This is a genomic window from Streptomyces sp. NBC_01635 (assembly GCF_045209715.1).
GTDB classification, from domain to species: domain Bacteria; phylum Actinomycetota; class Actinomycetes; order Streptomycetales; family Streptomycetaceae; genus Streptomyces; species Streptomyces hirsutus.
Genome location: NZ_CP109277.1, coordinates 5377452 through 5392679, shown reverse-complemented (window position 1 = coordinate 5392679; position 15228 = coordinate 5377452). Strand labels below are relative to the sequence as shown.

At 68.6% G+C, this 15228-nt stretch carries 16 protein-coding genes and 4 tRNA genes; 4 read left to right on the top strand and 16 right to left on the bottom strand.

Features of this window, described 5'->3' with window-relative positions; translation table 11 throughout:
• Positions 1 to 134: 134 nt before the first annotated feature.
• The 3 genes from nusG to OHB56_RS25235 all read right to left on the bottom strand — a co-directional run bounded on the left by nusG (position 135) and on the right by OHB56_RS25235 (position 1539).
• Entirely contained in the window at positions 135 to 989 is an 855-nt protein-coding gene (gene nusG, locus OHB56_RS25245) for a transcription termination/antitermination protein NusG (protein ID WP_326754249.1), read from the bottom strand.
• 80 nt (positions 990 to 1069) lie between these two features.
• Positions 1070 to 1357 (bottom strand): preprotein translocase subunit SecE, encoded by a 288-nt coding sequence (gene secE, locus OHB56_RS25240; RefSeq protein ID WP_055570299.1) that lies wholly within the window; start codon positions 1355 to 1357, stop codon positions 1070 to 1072.
• Between the two features lie 109 nt (positions 1358 to 1466).
• A tRNA-Trp gene (locus OHB56_RS25235) sits at positions 1467 to 1539 on the bottom strand.
• Positions 1540 to 1809: 270 nt separating this feature from the next.
• Here OHB56_RS25235 and OHB56_RS25230 point away from each other — a divergent pair.
• Both OHB56_RS25230 and OHB56_RS25225 read left to right on the top strand, forming a co-directional pair.
• Positions 1810 to 3036, top strand: coding sequence for a pyridoxal phosphate-dependent aminotransferase (locus OHB56_RS25230; RefSeq protein WP_055592511.1), 1227 nt, complete (start codon positions 1810 to 1812; stop codon positions 3034 to 3036).
• A 158-nt stretch (positions 3037 to 3194) separates the two neighbouring features.
• A complete protein-coding gene (locus tag OHB56_RS25225) occupies positions 3195 to 4235 on the top strand; it encodes an adenosine deaminase (RefSeq protein WP_326754248.1) in 1041 nt (346 codons plus the stop codon).
• A gap of 50 nt (positions 4236 to 4285) precedes the next feature.
• On the opposite strand, the gene OHB56_RS25220 is transcribed toward OHB56_RS25225, so the two are convergent.
• The 9 genes from OHB56_RS25220 to OHB56_RS25180 all read right to left on the bottom strand — a co-directional run bounded on the left by OHB56_RS25220 (position 4286) and on the right by OHB56_RS25180 (position 9748).
• Positions 4286 to 5341 carry a UDP-N-acetylmuramate dehydrogenase gene (locus OHB56_RS25220; protein ID WP_406355780.1) on the bottom strand — a complete coding sequence of 352 codons (1056 nt, stop codon included), beginning with the start codon at positions 5339 to 5341 and terminating at the stop codon, positions 4286 to 4288.
• Positions 5342 to 5501: 160 nt separating this feature from the next.
• A complete protein-coding gene (locus tag OHB56_RS25215; RefSeq protein ID WP_326754246.1) occupies positions 5502 to 5882 on the bottom strand; it encodes a DUF3291 domain-containing protein in 381 nt (126 codons plus the stop codon).
• A gap of 115 nt (positions 5883 to 5997) precedes the next feature.
• Entirely contained in the window at positions 5998 to 7440 is a 1443-nt protein-coding gene (locus OHB56_RS25210) for an MFS transporter (RefSeq protein ID WP_406355778.1), read from the bottom strand.
• 178 nt (positions 7441 to 7618) lie between these two features.
• Positions 7619 to 8188 carry a helix-turn-helix domain-containing protein gene (locus OHB56_RS25205; protein ID WP_326754244.1) on the bottom strand — a complete coding sequence of 190 codons (570 nt, stop codon included), beginning with the start codon at positions 8186 to 8188 and terminating at the stop codon, positions 7619 to 7621.
• A 115-nt stretch (positions 8189 to 8303) separates the two neighbouring features.
• Positions 8304 to 8732, bottom strand: a complete 429-nt coding sequence (locus OHB56_RS25200) for a MaoC family dehydratase (protein WP_326757130.1) — start codon at positions 8730 to 8732, stop codon at positions 8304 to 8306.
• A gap of 8 nt (positions 8733 to 8740) precedes the next feature.
• Positions 8741 to 9193: a MaoC family dehydratase N-terminal domain-containing protein gene (locus tag OHB56_RS25195; RefSeq protein ID WP_326754243.1), complete on the bottom strand. Its 453-nt coding sequence runs from the start codon at positions 9191 to 9193 to the stop codon at positions 8741 to 8743.
• 104 nt (positions 9194 to 9297) lie between these two features.
• Positions 9298 to 9462, bottom strand: a complete 165-nt coding sequence (gene rpmG / locus OHB56_RS25190) for a 50S ribosomal protein L33 (protein WP_006347275.1) — start codon at positions 9460 to 9462, stop codon at positions 9298 to 9300.
• A gap of 94 nt (positions 9463 to 9556) precedes the next feature.
• A tRNA-Met gene (locus OHB56_RS25185) sits at positions 9557 to 9629 on the bottom strand.
• Positions 9630 to 9675: 46 nt separating this feature from the next.
• Positions 9676 to 9748, bottom strand: a tRNA-Thr gene (locus tag OHB56_RS25180).
• A 294-nt stretch (positions 9749 to 10042) separates the two neighbouring features.
• Between OHB56_RS25180 and OHB56_RS25175 the strand changes: the two genes are divergently transcribed.
• Positions 10043 to 11335: an amidohydrolase family protein gene (locus OHB56_RS25175; protein ID WP_326754242.1), complete on the top strand. Its 1293-nt coding sequence runs from the start codon at positions 10043 to 10045 to the stop codon at positions 11333 to 11335.
• A 125-nt stretch (positions 11336 to 11460) separates the two neighbouring features.
• Positions 11461 to 12117, top strand: coding sequence for an NAD(P)H-binding protein (locus OHB56_RS25170; protein WP_406355775.1), 657 nt, complete (start codon positions 11461 to 11463; stop codon positions 12115 to 12117).
• Positions 12118 to 12164: 47 nt separating this feature from the next.
• On the opposite strand, the gene OHB56_RS25165 is transcribed toward OHB56_RS25170, so the two are convergent.
• The 4 genes from OHB56_RS25165 to OHB56_RS25150 form a co-directional block, all read right to left on the bottom strand.
• Positions 12165 to 12377, bottom strand: coding sequence for a hypothetical protein (locus OHB56_RS25165; RefSeq protein ID WP_055595900.1), 213 nt, complete (start codon positions 12375 to 12377; stop codon positions 12165 to 12167).
• 99 nt (positions 12378 to 12476) lie between these two features.
• A tRNA-Tyr gene (locus OHB56_RS25160) sits at positions 12477 to 12582 on the bottom strand.
• Between the two features lie 112 nt (positions 12583 to 12694).
• A complete protein-coding gene (locus OHB56_RS25155) occupies positions 12695 to 13522 on the bottom strand; it encodes a hypothetical protein (RefSeq protein ID WP_406355773.1) in 828 nt (275 codons plus the stop codon).
• Between the two features lie 606 nt (positions 13523 to 14128).
• Entirely contained in the window at positions 14129 to 15049 is a 921-nt protein-coding gene (locus tag OHB56_RS25150) for a hypothetical protein (protein WP_406355771.1), read from the bottom strand.
• Positions 15050 to 15228: the final 179 nt, after the last annotated feature.

The window sequence follows — 15228 nt, the reverse complement described above, 5'->3', positions numbered from 1 at the left end:
ACACAGGCATACCGCACAACGATAGCGGGTATGGATGTGCGGCCAAAAACCGAGCAGGTCAGGCAGACGCCTGAGCGTTCGCCTGACCTGTTCGGAAGCTGTGGTCCAGACTGTCCGGGCTGTTCAGGACCGGGTCAGTTCTTCTGGATCTGGTCGAAGGAGAGCTCGACCGGCGTCTCGCGGCCGAAGATCTCCACCAGGCCCTTGACCTTCTTGGAGTCGGGGTTGATCTCATTGATGGTCGCCTGAAGGGTGGCGAACGGGCCGTCGGTGACGGTGACCGAGTCGCCGACCTCGAAGTCCAGCACCTGGACCTCGACCTTGCGCTGCGGAACCGGCTTGCCCTCGGCCTCGGCGGCCTCGCGGGCGGCCTTCTCCTCGGCCTCCGGGGCGAGCATCTTGACGATCTCGTCCAGGGTCAGCGGGTACGGGTCGTAGGCGTTGCCCACGAAGCCGGTGACACCGGGGGTGTTGCGGACGACGCCCCAGGACTCGTTCGTCAGGTCCATGCGGACCAGGACGTAACCCGGGAGCTTGTTCTGCTTGATCGTCTTGCGGTCGCCGTTCTTGATCTGGACGACCTCTTCCTGCGGCACCTCGGCCTGGAAGATGAAGTCCTCGACGTTCAGCGAGACGGCGCGCTGCTCCAGGTTGGTCTTCACCCGGTTCTCGTAGCCCGCGTACGTGTGGATGACGTACCACTCGCCGGGCAGCGTCCGCAGTTCCTCGCGGAGCTTCTCCACCGGGTCGCGGGCGTCCTCGACCTCTTCGGCCTCGGCGGCGGCGTCCTCGTCGGAATCCGCTTCTTCGGCCTCTTCGGCCTCGGGGGTCGCATCGGCCGCCGTCTCGGACTCGTCCGCGGCGGCGTCGGCAGCCTCGACCTCTGCGGAGGCCTCGGAGGCCTCACTGTCCGCGCCCCCGACGGTGTCGAGCTCGTCCTCGACGGACTCGACCGGCTCGATGGCGTCGTTCACGTTCGGGTCAGACACGGTGGCTGCTTCTTCCTGGATACATAGGGGTGGAACACGCGAAAGGAGCGCCGGGTACCTCGGCGCTCTTCGCAGGCGGCTCAGCCGAATACGTACTTGGCGACGTGACCGAGCCCGTAGTCGATCAGTGTGATCAGGCCGATCATGACGACCACAAAGATGATCACTGCGGTTGTATACGACGTCAGCTGGTTCCGGGTCGGCCAGACAACCTTGCGAAGCTCCGCCACGATCTGGCGGTAGAAGAGCGCGAGGCGCTTCAGCGGACCCTTCTTGGCCCGCTTGCCGCCTTTGCGGGTCTTCTTCTTGGAGTCCGGCGCCTCGTCCTCGGCATCAGGCATGTCGATGGAGCCCACGGCGTCCGTCACTCGTCCTCACCTGATTCCGGGTCATGGCCGTGCCGCGCCCGGTATGAGCCGCACGGCGGTGCATTGCTGTACGTACATGCGTACACATCCTGGCTAAGGTTGTGTGTAGCAGGGCCGGAGGGACTTGAACCCCCAACCGCTGGTTTTGGAGACCAGTGCTCTACCAATTGAGCTACGACCCTTTGTGTGTCCCCCAACGTACCGCATCCGACCGGATGCTTGGTGTACACCCGGTGAGCGCGGCCGCAGAAGGCCAACGAGGTGTGAGTGTACGTGTTCCGGAGCCGGGCGTCGAACAGAAAGCGCCCGTGATCCGGTCTCCCGGCCGAAGATCGTCCCGACGGAGGGGGCCGGCGGGGCGGATCCGGACTGGTGTTCAGAGGTTGGCCAGGACCTGTTCAGTCTGTGAAACCCCCGTGCCGGGCAGGTTTCCGGTCTGGAACGATGGACCCATGAGCGCTGCAACCCCTCCCACCGAACGCCGGGTCTCCGCCCGGATCGGTGCGATCTCCGAGTCCGCCACCCTCGCCGTGGACGCCAAGGCCAAGGCCCTCAAAGCCGCCGGGCGACCGGTGATCGGCTTCGGCGCCGGTGAACCCGACTTCCCGACCCCGGACTACATCGTCGACGCCGCGATCGAGGCGTGCCGGAACCCGAAGTACCACCGCTACACGCCGGCCGGCGGGCTGCCGGAGCTGAAGGCCGCGATCGCCGCGAAGACGCTGCGCGACTCCGGCTACGAGGTGGATCCCGCCCAGGTGCTCGTCACCAACGGCGGCAAGCAGGCCATCTACGAGGCCTTCGCCGCGATCCTCGACCCGGGCGACGAGGTCATCGTCCCGGCCCCATACTGGACGACGTACCCGGAGTCGATCCGCCTGGCCGGCGGTGTCCCGGTCGAGGTCGTCGCCGACGAGACGACCGGCTACCGCGTCAGCGTGGAGCAGCTGGAAGCCGCGCGGACGGAGCGGACCAAGGTCGTCCTGTTCGTCTCCCCCTCGAACCCCACCGGCGCGGTCTACAGCGCCGAGGACGCCGAGGCGATCGGCCGCTGGGCGGTCGAGCACGGTCTGTGGGTGCTGACCGACGAGATCTACGAGCACCTGGTCTACGGCGACGCCACCTTCACCTCGCTGCCCGCCGTCCTGCCGGAGCTGCGGGACAAGTGCATCGTGGTCAACGGGGTCGCGAAGACGTACGCGATGACCGGCTGGCGGGTCGGGTGGATCATCGGTCCGAAGGACGTCGTGAAGGCCGCCACCAACCTTCAGTCGCACGCCACGTCCAACGTGTCGAACGTCGCCCAGGTGGCGGCGCTGGCCGCGGTCTCCGGCTCCCTGGACGCGGTCGCCACGATGCGCGAGGCCTTCGACCGCCGGCGCAGGACCATCGTGCGGATGCTCAACGAGATCGACGGCGTGGTCTGCCCCGAGCCCGAGGGCGCGTTCTACGCCTACCCGTCGGTGAAGGCCCTGATCGGCAAGGAGATCCGGGGCAAGCGGCCTCAGAACTCCGTGGAGCTGGCCGCGCTCATCCTCGAGGAGGTCGAGGTCGCGGTCGTCCCCGGCGAGGCCTTCGGCACTCCGGGGTACCTGCGGCTGTCCTACGCGCTGGGCGACGAGGACCTGGTGGAGGGCGTGAGCCGGATCCAGAAGCTGCTGGCGGAGGCACAGGACTGATCGCAGGACCGGTTCCGTGTCCTCCCGTGAGGACACGGGCGGGCCGTTTCCCCTCGGGGAGGCGGCCCGCTTCCGTTTCCCTCGTGCCGGCGTGCGAGCAAGACCACGTTCGGGGAAAGCGCTACCGGCGCCCCCGGGAGGTGCGGCAGGATTTCGGGATGGAACGTGTACGTGACCTCTCCCTGCTGCCGAAGGCCCATCTGCATCTGCACTTCACCGGGTCGATGCGCCCCGCCACCGTGCTGGAGCTGGCCGACAAGTACGGCGTCCGCCTCCCCGAAACGCTGACCGACGCGCTGACCAGCGGGGAACCGCCGAGCCTGCGGGCCACGGACGAGCGGGGCTGGTTCCGGTTCCAGCGGCTGTACGACGCGGCGCGCTCGTGCCTGAGGGAACCGGAGGACATCCAACGGCTGGTGCGGGAGGCCGCGGAGGAGGACCTCAAGGACGGGTCGGGCTGGCTGGAGATCCAGGTCGATCCGACGTCGTACGCACCGCGACTGGGCGGGCTGATCCCGGCGCTGGAGGTCATCCTGGACGCGGTGGACTCGGCGCGGCGGGACACCGGGCTCGGGATTCGGGTGCTGGTCGCCGCGAACCGGATGAAGCACCACCTGGACGCGCGCACGCTGGCCCGGCTGGCGGTGCGGTACGCGGACCGGGGAGTCATCGGCTTCGGGCTGTCCAACGACGAGCGGCGCGGCATGGCCCGGGACTTCGACCGGGCGTTCGCCATCGCGCGCGAGGGCGGGCTGCTGTCCGCGCCGCACGGGGGTGAACTGTCCGGGCCCGCGTCCGTGCGGGACTGCCTGGACGACCTGGAGGCCGACCGGATCGGGCACGGGGTGCGGGCGGCGGAGGACCCGCGGCTGCTGCGGCGGCTCGCGGACCGGCAGGTGACGTGCGAGGTGTGCCCGGCGTCGAACGTGGCGCTGGGGGTGTACGAGAAGGCGGGGGACGTGCCGCTGCGGAAGCTGTTCGACGCGGGCGTGCCGCTGGCCCTGGGGGCGGACGACCCCCTGCTGTTCGGCTCGCGGCTGGCGGCCCAGTACGAGATCGCGCGCGAGCACCACGGCTTCACGGACGCCGAGCTGGCCGAGCTGGCGCGGCAGTCGGTGCGCGGGTCGGCGGCGCCGGAGGCGGTCAGGGCGGAGCTGCTGGCGGGGATCGACCGGTGGCTGACTACTCCGACGGGGTGAAAGCCGGCGGCTCCGACGGAGTGAGGTGAGGGCGGGCGGTCCGCGGCTCCTCAGAGGCCGACCCCCACCGTCACCGGCTCGTTGACCAGGATGATGCCGAAGGTTTCGCGCACTCCTGCCACCACCTCGCGGGCGAGTGCCAGCAGGTCCTCGGTGGTCGCCTCGCCGCGGTTGGTGAGCGCGAGGGTGTGTTTGGTGGAGATGCGGGCCGGGCCCTCGCCGTAGCCCTTGGTGAAGCCGGCCTTGTCGATCAGCCAGGCGGCGGAGGTCTTGGTGAGGCCCTCGCCGGCGGGGTACGCGGGGGGCTCGGCGTCGGGGCCGAGGTGCTGCTTCGCCCGGGTCCGGAAAGCCGTGAACTCCTCACCCGTGAGGATCGGGTTGGTGAAGAAGGAGCCGGCCGACCAGGTGTCGTGGTCCTCGGGGTCCAGGACCATGCCCTTTCCGGCGCGGAGCTTCAGGACCGTCTCGCGGGCCGTGGGCAGGGGGACGCGGTCGCCCGGTGCGACGCCGAGGACGCGGGCCGTCTCGGCGTACCGGACGGGGCCGGAGAGGCCGTCGGCGTCCTCCAGGCCGAAGCGGACGCGCAGGACGACGTAGCGCTCGGGGTCGGCCTTGAAGCGACTGTGCCGGTAGGAGAAGACGCACTCCTCGTTCGTGAGGGTGACCGTCTCGCGGGCCCGGCGGTCGTAGGCGACGACCTCGGTGATGGTGGAGGAGACCTCCTGGCCGTACGCGCCGACGTTCTGGATGGGGGTCGCGCCCGCCGAGCCGGGGATGCCGGCCAGGCACTCGACACCGGCCAGACCGGCTTCCACGGTGCGGGCGACGGCGTCGGTCCACACCTCTCCGGCCGCCAGTTCCAGGTGCGTGCCGTCCAGGGTGAGGCCCCGGGTGGCGATGACGAGTGCGGTGCCGTCGAAGCCCTTGTCGCCGATGACCAGGTTCGAGCCGCCTCCGATGATCAGCAGGGGCGTACCGCTGTCGTCGGCCTCGCGGACGACGGCGATCACTTCCTCGTCGGTCGTCGCGGTGATCAGCCGGGTCGCGGGGCCGCCCAGGCGGAACGTGGTCAGCGGGGCGAGGGGGGCGTCGTGGAGTTCCTGCACGGGCTCAAGACTAAGGCCCCCGCCGGACGGGGCTGCGGGGGCCGGGAGCGCCGGCGTGCGCGTGTGTGGGTGGCGGGTGGGTGCTGGTGTCCGCGCGGGGCGTGCGCACGCGCGGGAGGGGTGTTCACGCGCGGGAGGGGTGTTCGGGTGAGGCGGGTGTTCAGGTGAGGCGGCGCCGTACTTCGGTCCAGTCGACGGGAAGGTCCTCGCTCTTCGCGGTCCAGTCGGCGAACTTGGCGTCACGCATCTGCGGGAGGAGCCCTCGGGCGGTCGGTGCGTGCGGGCCGGTACGGGCGAAGGCTCCGAGGGCCTTCGGGGACTCCCAGGCGGACACGGTCCAGAACGTCCGCCGCAGCGGCTGCGCCTTCAGGGAGGCTCCGTACGCGCCAGGAGCCCTGCTCACCTGTCGCCAGACACCGGGTGTCCTGAGGAAGAACCGCAGGGCTCCCCAGAGGGTGCGGGTTTCGAAGCGGGAGGCGAAGACGTGCACTTCGGTGTGGGGCGGCGGGGGGTTCGGGACGGTCCAGGGAAGCGTGGGCATGACCGGGTCCTTCCGTGGTGGGTGGAGGGTTCTCTTCCGTGGCGGGTGGGTCCCCTCCGTGGCGGGTGGGTCTCCTCCGTGGTGGGTGGAGGGGGTCCAGGGGATTTCGAAGGGCTCAGGAGGCTGTTTCCAGTACCGGTTCGGGCGTCGGACCGGCGGGGGGCGAGGTGGGGGCGGTGGGCCGCCTGCGGGCCGGTATGAACAGGGTCGCGACGCCCGCGAGGGCGACCGCCGCGGCACCGGTCACCAGCGCCGGACACATACCGTCGACGAAGGCCTGACCGGATTCGTATCCGCCCCGGGACGCGAAGATCGACGCCATGATCGCGATGCCGAGGGCGCCGCCCACCTCGCGCAGGGCGTTGTTGGCTCCGGAGGCGATGCCCTGTTCCTTCGGACGGACGCTGGACATCACCAGGTTGGAGGCCGGGGCGAAGTACAGCCCCATACCGATGCCGCTGATGATCAGGGCGGGCAGCTGGGCGGCGTAGGAGGCGTCGGCGGTCGCCACCACGGCCAGGTGGCCGAGGCCGAGAGCCTGCAGGAAGAGGCCGGTGGCAACGACCGGACGGCCGCCGATGCGGTCGGAGAGGATGCCGGCGATCGGGGCGACGAGCATCGGCATGCCGGTCCAGGGCAGCATCCGCAGGCCCGCCTCGGTGGGCGTGTAGCGGAGCACACCCTGCATGTACTGGCTGAGCAGGAAGATCGAGCCGAACATGCCGAGGAACATCAGCAGGCTCGCCGCGTTGATGCCGGAGAAGGCGCGGGAGCGGAACAGCCGCATCGGCAGCATGGGGTGCTTGGCGCGGATGCTGTAGAGCACGAAGCCCACGAGCAGCGCGGTCCCGGCGAACAGTCCGGTCAGGACGACGATGCCGGTCCAGCCGTCCACGGGCCCGCGGACCAGTCCGTAGACGATGCCGAAGAGTCCGCCGCTGGCGAGCAGGGTGCCGGGCAGGTCGAGCGGGGCTCCGGTGCCGCGGGACTCGGCGAGGCGCAGGCGGGCGAGCGGGACGAGGATCAGACCGAGCGGGACGTTCAGCCAGAAAATCCACTGCCAGGAGATGTGCTCGGTGAGGCTGCCGCCGACCAGCGGCCCGGAGGCCACCGCCAAGCCGTTCACGGCGCCCCAGATGCCGTACGCCATGCCGCGCCGCGCCTCGGGTACGGCTGCGGTGAGCAGGGTCAGGGTGAGGGGCATCATGACGGCGGCACCGGCGCCCTGCACCGCGCGGGCGGCGATCAGGGAGTCGATGCCGGGAGCCATGGCCGCGGCGGCGGAGGCCGCGGTGAAGACGGTGATGCCGGCGATGAAGAGCCGACGGCGGCCGAAGCGGTCGCCGAGTGCCGCGCCGAACATCAGCAGGACGGCGAAGGTGAGCGTGTAGGCGCTCACGGTCCATTCCAGGTCGGGCAGGGCACCGCCCAGGTCCTTGCGGATGGAGGGCAGTGCGGTGGTGACGACGAGGTTGTCGAGGGCCGCCATGAAGCCGGCGACGCTGGTGATGACGAGTGCCCAGGTGGCCGAGCCGCCGCGTGCGGTCTGTTGTGACATCGCTCCCCCAGGAGATGATGTTGTTAGTTATTGATGACTAACTTTCACGCGCAGAAAAAGACGGCACAGCAACGCTTTCCTTCACTCCGATCGCCCCCACCGGATGGATCCGACGGATCCGTCGGATCTGATGGATCTGATGGATCTGATCCATCGGGTCTCCCGAGGGCGCCGCTTCCTACTTCTTCGGCAGCCCTTCGATCCGCGCCGAGAGGTCCAGCCCTTCCCAGATCCGGTGTCCGGCCGGGAATCCCATGGCGGACAGGCAGTTGATGAGCATGCCGTACGCCATGAAGGTCGTCGTCTCGTTGACGTCGGCCCCCAGCACGAGGTGGACGGTGTCCCACAGCCGCAGCCAGCCGGCGCGCACGCTCGCACCGAACTCCTCGTCGCCCTCCTGTTCGGCTGCCGCCACCGCGAGGTACATCTGCATCTGCATCATCAGCAGCTCGGGCCGCTCCGCGATGGTCTGCATATAAGCGTTCGCCATGGCATGCAGGGCCTCTTCACCCTCCAGCCCTTCGGACGCCTCCGTGAACATGCGGATGGTGTCCTCCACGCAGCGTTCCGCCGCCGCCAGGAAGATGGCCCTCTTACCCGGGAAAAGGCGAAAGAGATACGGCTGCGAGACGCCGACCCGCTTGGCGATCGCCTCGGTCGACGTGCCGTGATAACCACCACGGGCGAACTCGGCACTCGCCGCGCGAACGATGCTCTCGCGCCTCTCCTCCGCACTCATCCTGACCACACCAATAAGTTAGTACTCAATCACTAACCACGTCAAGAGGTGGGCCCGGCATGGCGCAAGGGGCGCTCTCCTGGGAGAGCGCCCCTTGCGCCATGCCACGTGATGCGGTTTTCGGTCAGGCGAGTCGTACGACCGCCCGCGACATCCCCAGCACCTTCTGCCCGGCGCTGGTCGCCGTGAGGTCGACGCGGACGGTGTGGTCGTCGAGCTTGGCCCCGACCTTGCCGGTGACCTCGACGGTGGCGCCCCGATCGTCGTTGGGGACGACGACCGGCCTGGTGAAGCGGACGCCGTACTCGACGATCGCACCCGGGTCGCCCACCCAGTCGGTGACCACACGGATCGCCTCGGCCATGGTGAACATGCCGTGCGCGATGACGTCGGGCAGGCCGACTTCCTTGGCGAACTTCTCGTTCCAGTGAATGGGGTTGAAGTCGCCGGAGGCACCCGCGTACTGGACGAGGGTGGCCCGAGTCACGGGAAACGTCTGTGCGGGCAGTTCGGTACCGACCTCGACGTCGGCGTAGGAGATCTTCGCCGTCATGATGCTGCTCACGCCCCCTCGGCGGCGCGGGCCACCAGCTTGGTCCAGGCGGTCACGACGTGCTCGCCGGCTTCGTCGTGCACCTCGCCGCGGACGTCCAGGATGTCGTTGCCCGCCATCGACTTGATCGCCTCGATGGTCGAGGTGACGGTGAGCCGGTCGCCGGCACGCACCGGGCGGCGGTAGGCGAACTTCTGGTCGCCGTGCACCACCCTGCTGTAGTCCAGGCCGAGCTGGGGGTCGGTGAAGACCTGTCCGGCGGCCTTGAAAGTGATCGCGAACACAAAGGTCGGCGGGGCGATCACATCGGGGTGGCCGAGCGCCTTGGCGGCCTCCGCGTCCGTGTACGCCGGGTTGGCGTCCCCCACCGCTTCGGCGAACTCGCGGATCTTCTCCCGGCCCACTTCATAAGGAACGGTGGGCGGGTAGCTCCGCCCCACGAAGGACTGGTCGAGCGCCATGCGCGCGGCACCTCCTGTGTCTCGTGCGGCCCTGGTCGGCCGGTGGGAAGAACAACGCGAGGCCGCCCCCCGACAAGGGGGACGGCCTCGCGTACGAGCCTGATTTATCGCGTTTCGCGGTGCGCGGTGTGCGCCTTGCAACGCGGGCAGTGCTTCTTCATCTCCAGACGGTCCGGGTTGTTACGCCGGTTCTTCTTGGTGATGTAGTTCCGCTCCTTGCACTCCACGCAGGCCAGCGTGATCTTCGGGCGGACGTCGGTGGCAGCCACGTGAGTGCTCCTTGGACGGACGGGATAATGAAACTGGATGAACGCAGAAAGAGTAGCCGATCGAAGGACCGACCCCGCAATCGGCTACTTTGTGTAGCGGTGACCGGACTTGAACCGGTGACACAGCGATTATGAGCCGCTTGCTCTACCGACTGAGCTACACCGCTGTGATGCGATTGGTTCCCGTCTCGCGACGGGAACCTCACACACCAGAGCCCCAAAACGGAATCGAACCGTTGACCTTCTCCTTACCATGGAGACGCTCTGCCGACTGAGCTATTGGGGCGAGCGAGGAAGACATTACACGCTCCGCCGCCGTTCACCCAAATCCGTTTCGCGGCCCCTGTCCCACCCTGTCGGTCACTCCCTCACGGCGGTCCCGGAGGTCACGTCCGGCCCTCCGTGACACCCCCACCGGACCCCGGCGGCCCCTGCTCGGCCACGCCGGTACGACTATTGCTGACTCTTACGCTCCTCCCGGCGAGGGACGAGCCTCCGCCCTAGGCTCGACTCACTCTGCGTGATCTTCCCTCTGTGTGATCCTGCGACAGCCGTGCGCAGTCCGAGCCCCAGGAGCGCGATGCCCGACAACCGGCCGCAGCCACCGCCCCCCTCGTCGCCCGTGCCGTCCCCGGGCCCGTCCGACCCGGCGCCGCTCCTGCTGTGCGGGGCGCGGCTCACCGACGGCCGGACCGTGGACGTACGGCTGGGCGGCGGGCGCATCGAGGCGGTCGGCACGGCCGGCAGCCTGACCCTGGACGGCACCCGTACGGGCGGCACCCGGGTCGACCTGGCCGGCCACCTGCTCCTCCCGGCCCCCGCCGAACCGCACGCCCACTCCGACACCGCCCTGTCCGCAGCATCCGACGGCCCCCTCCCGTACGACCCCCACGACGTCCGGAACCGGGCGACGGAGGCCGCGCTGCTCCAGCTCGGGCACGGGGCGACGGCACTTCGGGCGCACGTGCGCGTGGACGACATGACCGGACTCGGCGCGCTCACCGCCGTACTGCAGGCAGGGCGTTCGCTGCGCGGGCTGACCGAGCTGACGACGGTGGCGATGCCGCGCGTGCTGACCGGGGTGGCAGGAGCCGACGGGATCGCGATACTGCGGGACGCGATGAAGATGGGCGCGTCGGTGGTGGGTGGCTGCCCGGACGTCGATCCCGACCCCACGGGGTACGTGGAAGCGGTCCTGGAGGTCGCCGCCGAGCACGGCTGCCCCGTCGACCTGCACACGGACACCGCCGACCCCGCCCGAGTGGCCCGGCTCGCCGCGATGGCGGGCGGGCTGCGGCCGGGTGTGACGCTCAGCCCGTGCGGCGGCCTCGACCGGCTGCCCGCCGAGGCCGCCGCACGTACCGCTGACCACCTGGCGGCGGCCGGGGTGACCGTGGTGTGCCTGCCCCAGGGCGGCTGCGGAGGCCTCGACCGCCGGGGCACGGGCACGGCTCCGGTACGGCTGCTACGCGCGGCGGGCGTACGGGTGGCGGCCGGAAGCGGCGCCCTGCGGGACGTGTCGAACCCGGTCGGCCGCGGCGACCCGCTGGAGGCGGCGTACCTGCTGGCCTCCCACCACGGGCTGTCCCCCGAGGACGCCTACGAGACGGTGAGCACGTCGGCTCGCGCCGCCCTCGGGCTGCCCGAGGTGCGGGTGGAGGCGGGCTTCCCCGCCGAACTGCTCGCGGTCCGCGGCGACCGGCTGTCGGCGGCACTGTCCCTGGCGTACAGCCGGATCGTGGTGCACCGGGGACGCGTGGTCGCACGCACGAGCGCGGTACGGCAGTACTGCGATTCGTTGACGACGACCACGGAACCGGAACCGGAACCGACAACGGGCCTGCCCCGGCAGGGCCGGGCAGGAACCACGTAACCCCTCCGCCGGTTCCTCTCGTTCTTCCCGTCGTTCCTGCTGCTCCTGCTCCTGTTCCTTTCGTTGCTCTCCTTCCGGGCCGTGCCGTGCGGCGGATGCGATCGTCGCGGCGTACGGTCGAAGGCATGCGCATTGTCATCGCTGGTGGTCATGGTCAGATCGCGCTGCGGCTGGAGCGGTTGCTCGTCGCGCGCGGGGACGAAGTCGCGGGCATCATTCGCAAGTCCGAGCAGGCCGACGCGCTGCGGCAGTTGGGTGCCGAGCCCGTCGTACTCGACCTGGAGTCGGCCTCGGTGGCGGATGTCGCGGAGCAACTCCGGGGCGCGGACGCCGCAGTGTTCGCCGCAGGCGCCGGTCCGGGGAGCGGCACGGCACGCAAGGAGACGGTGGACAAGGCCGCGGCGGTCCTCTTCGCCGACGCCTCGGTCCGCGCGGGCGTGCGGCGGTTCGTGGTCGTCTCGTCGATGGGTGCCGACCCGGCCCATAAGGGGGACGAGGTCTTCGACGTGTACCAGCGTGCCAAGGGCGAGGCCGACGCGTACGTCCGCGGCCTGGACGCCCTCGAATGGACGATCCTGCGCCCCGGCATGCTCACCGACGACGCCGGCACCGGCCTGGTCCGCCTGGAGGCCCACACCGGCCGCGGCCCGGTCCCCCGCGACGATGTGGCCGCCGTCCTGGCCGAGCTGGTGGAGGGCTCCTCGACGGCCGGCCTGACCCTGGAACTGATCAGCGGCCCCGTGCCGGTCCCGGTGGCGGTGAAGGCCGTGGCGGGCGAGTGAGCCGCGGGAGGGGGATCGGGAGGACGCGGAAAGCTCCTCGAGGACGGCTAGAACAGCGGCATCTGCCCCGGGAACTCCGGTACGACGTATCCGTCCAGCGACGGCTGTTCGGCGCCGGCCAGAGCGTACCGGCGGGACCCCGGGCACGAGGTGAGCTCCCCGCTCCCCCGGGCGCCGGGCGGATCGTGACGCGCGTACCGCCCGGCCACGACGGCGATCTCGCGACGGCACTCGGGACAACGCCTACGACGTGACGACATCCCGCCAGTCTCCCCGAGCGACCCGCCCCACACATACCCCGCAGCAAACGCGAGGACCCCTCCGTGCTGCGTCTCGCAGTACGGAGGGGTCCTCCCTTGTGGCGGCGCCAGGATTCGAACCTGGGAAGGCTGAGCCGGCAGATTTACAGTCCGCGTGAGGTGATCCGCCTGGCCTGGTTCTTCTTCGGCCTGCCACCCCTCTGCCCCACAGGCACCCCACCGACCGCCGCCGTGGCGGAACGCGGGTTACGCGGCCTGATGGGGGTCACGCTGACGAGGGCCGAGGGCGGCGAGATCCCGACCCTGCACCGAGGGTGTCAGCGCACGTCGACGTAGTCGGCCGCGCTGGTGGCGACGCCAGTCGTGGAGTTGCCGTAGTACACCCAGCGGTACGAGCCGTCGACCGAGGCGGTGACCGTGGCTTTCAGACCCCCGGTGCTGCTGGTGGTGGCCTTCTTGACCGTCTTGAAGGTGTCGGCGCCCTTGGCGCGGAACTGAAGGCTGACCTTACGGCCGCTGTAAGCGCCGTACTTCTTCGTGCTCCAGTTCGCGCGAGTCAGCTTGCCCGTGACCGTGATCGACTTGCCCTTGGTGACCGGCTCCGGCGAGGCGTTGGCGGTTGCCTTGGCCGCACGCTTGAGCTGGGCCGTCGTGGACCGCGTCTCCAGTTCCCCGGTCTTGAGGTCGCCGCCGGCCTTCCACAGCTTCAGCGAGACGCCGACCTTCCAGGTCGTGGCGTCGCTGTTGGAGTCGACGTGCTCCCGGCTCGGGTGCGGGTCGATGTAGAGGTCGCCCTCGCAGCGAGCATGCTTGGAGTCGATCTCGTAGCAGGTGTAGCTGCCCGGCCGGATGAAGTTCTCTCCGGTGTCGGCCGCCGTCTTGATGCTGCCGCGGTAGAGGAAGGGGTACGCCTCGTAGCGGAAGGGGTTGGCAGTGCTGTACCCGGGAGGCAGCGCGATGTTGAAAGTGATGGGCGGCTCCACCTCCTTCGACGTGCCGACGACGATCGGCTTGCCCTTGTTGATGACGATGTCCGACACGGTGATACCGGTGTCCGCCGCCTGAGCCGTCGGCGCGTTCAGCACCGGGAGCCCCAGCGTCCCCACGAGCGTGGCCACCGCGACGGTGCGTCTGCCTGTCTTCATTCACACCTCATCAGGAGGATGCCGTTGCAAGAGGCGGCAGCCTATCTGACGAGTTCATGACTCTGACCCTGACCGCCCAGCTCACGACCCCGCAGCCGATCCCTCCCGCCTCCTGCTCAACGCGCCTCCCAGCTCGCCAAGCGCCCCCATGGCCTACGCCATGCCGCCGTCGCCGTCTCCACGTGGCTCAGTTCCGGTGTGGAACCACAGGTGGTCGCCGCGCGAGCCGACCACAACCCGGTCGCGCTAATTGCTGCGCGCTGCAGCTAGGCGGCAGCTTTACAGTGGACCCCGCATCGCCTCTGTGACCTGGTGAATCGAGAGGGCGTGCCCTCTGTGGGGAACACCTGGGGGACCAGGATGGGGTATCGCTACAAACACTCGTGCGTGACCCGCGCTACTGCACGTACTGCCCAATGGTGCCAATGGCTGCCACCAACAGACCCGCCGCAGCCAGTGCGACTTGCCACCTCTCAGGCCAACTCCACGGTTTGCGCCGTTTCTGCTCGCTTGATTCTTTCACCGAATACCCCTCCCGCGCTCCGCCATCACTCTCAAGGCCGACCAAGGAAAGTCACCCCTTTACACATAGACGCATTCTAAGGATTACTCAACAGACTCTGATGCTTCGACATCATCAGCCACTCGACTCTGGCCAATTTCTTTGAGTACAGCTTTCGTAAGTCCACCCAATAGCCCACCATCCACAGGCCCACCGAAAGTCTCCATCAACACCCCCTGTATAGCCCTTTCGATCCCTCCCGACACATCCCCGCAAGGCCGAGATACGGATTCCTTCCACGACTCGGGGGCATTGATCCAATAATGAGAAATTCCCGTACGACGCCGCAACTCGGCGCACTGACGCATATACATCTCTATCTCAGCGCTCGAAACTCCGTGGCGCTCACAGACGCTGTAGATCTCCCCTACGCCAAGCTCAACGTATTGCCTCACCTCGGCCGGCAGTGCGCGGAACTCACCCAGATGCCCTTTCCGACCACGCCTATCCCGCTCAGCTCGCTGCCACGCTTCGTCCCACGCGTGAGCCAGATCCTCTTTCTCCCCGCACGAGCGGACAAGCTCTGCAACCGAAACACGACTGAAGTTTTGACGCCCACTCAGCGCATCACTCAATGTACTGCGCCGAAGTTTTCCATTTCGCTTTTCAGTCAACTTTTCAATCTGCCGAAGACTGAGCCCACGTCGATCAATGAGATCCTCAAGAGCCTGACGCAATTCACTGTGACTCGTGACATTCTCGGGACGGATTGGATACATCCTGCGCCCTAGGAAATAGCGGCGCATCGCCATGGCCGTTCGCCACTCCCGCTCAGCGATTTCGGGATCCGAAGCGCAGCCGCTAATGAAAGCCTCGAACACCTGCCGACTCGGTAGCTCAAATCCTCGGGTTGCCCGCTGCAACGAGGATTTAGAGACGAACGTCAGCGCAGCTAGTTGACCAAAGCTAAGGCCACTCCGCCGTTTCTCCGCCAACAACCAGGACTGCAAAGGCCCGGCTGCCATGTGTGAGTCATTGAATCCGTGACGCCGCACCGGCCCCCCTAATGACGTTATTGCAATGCGTGAGTCCGCCTCTTCGGACAATAAGAGCGTGGCAACAAGTCGACTCCCGTGTCCAACGATGCCAAGATTCCGTCCGGGACGGCCGTATGTTATCGGCGGTTACTCCCCCGGGGTACGAC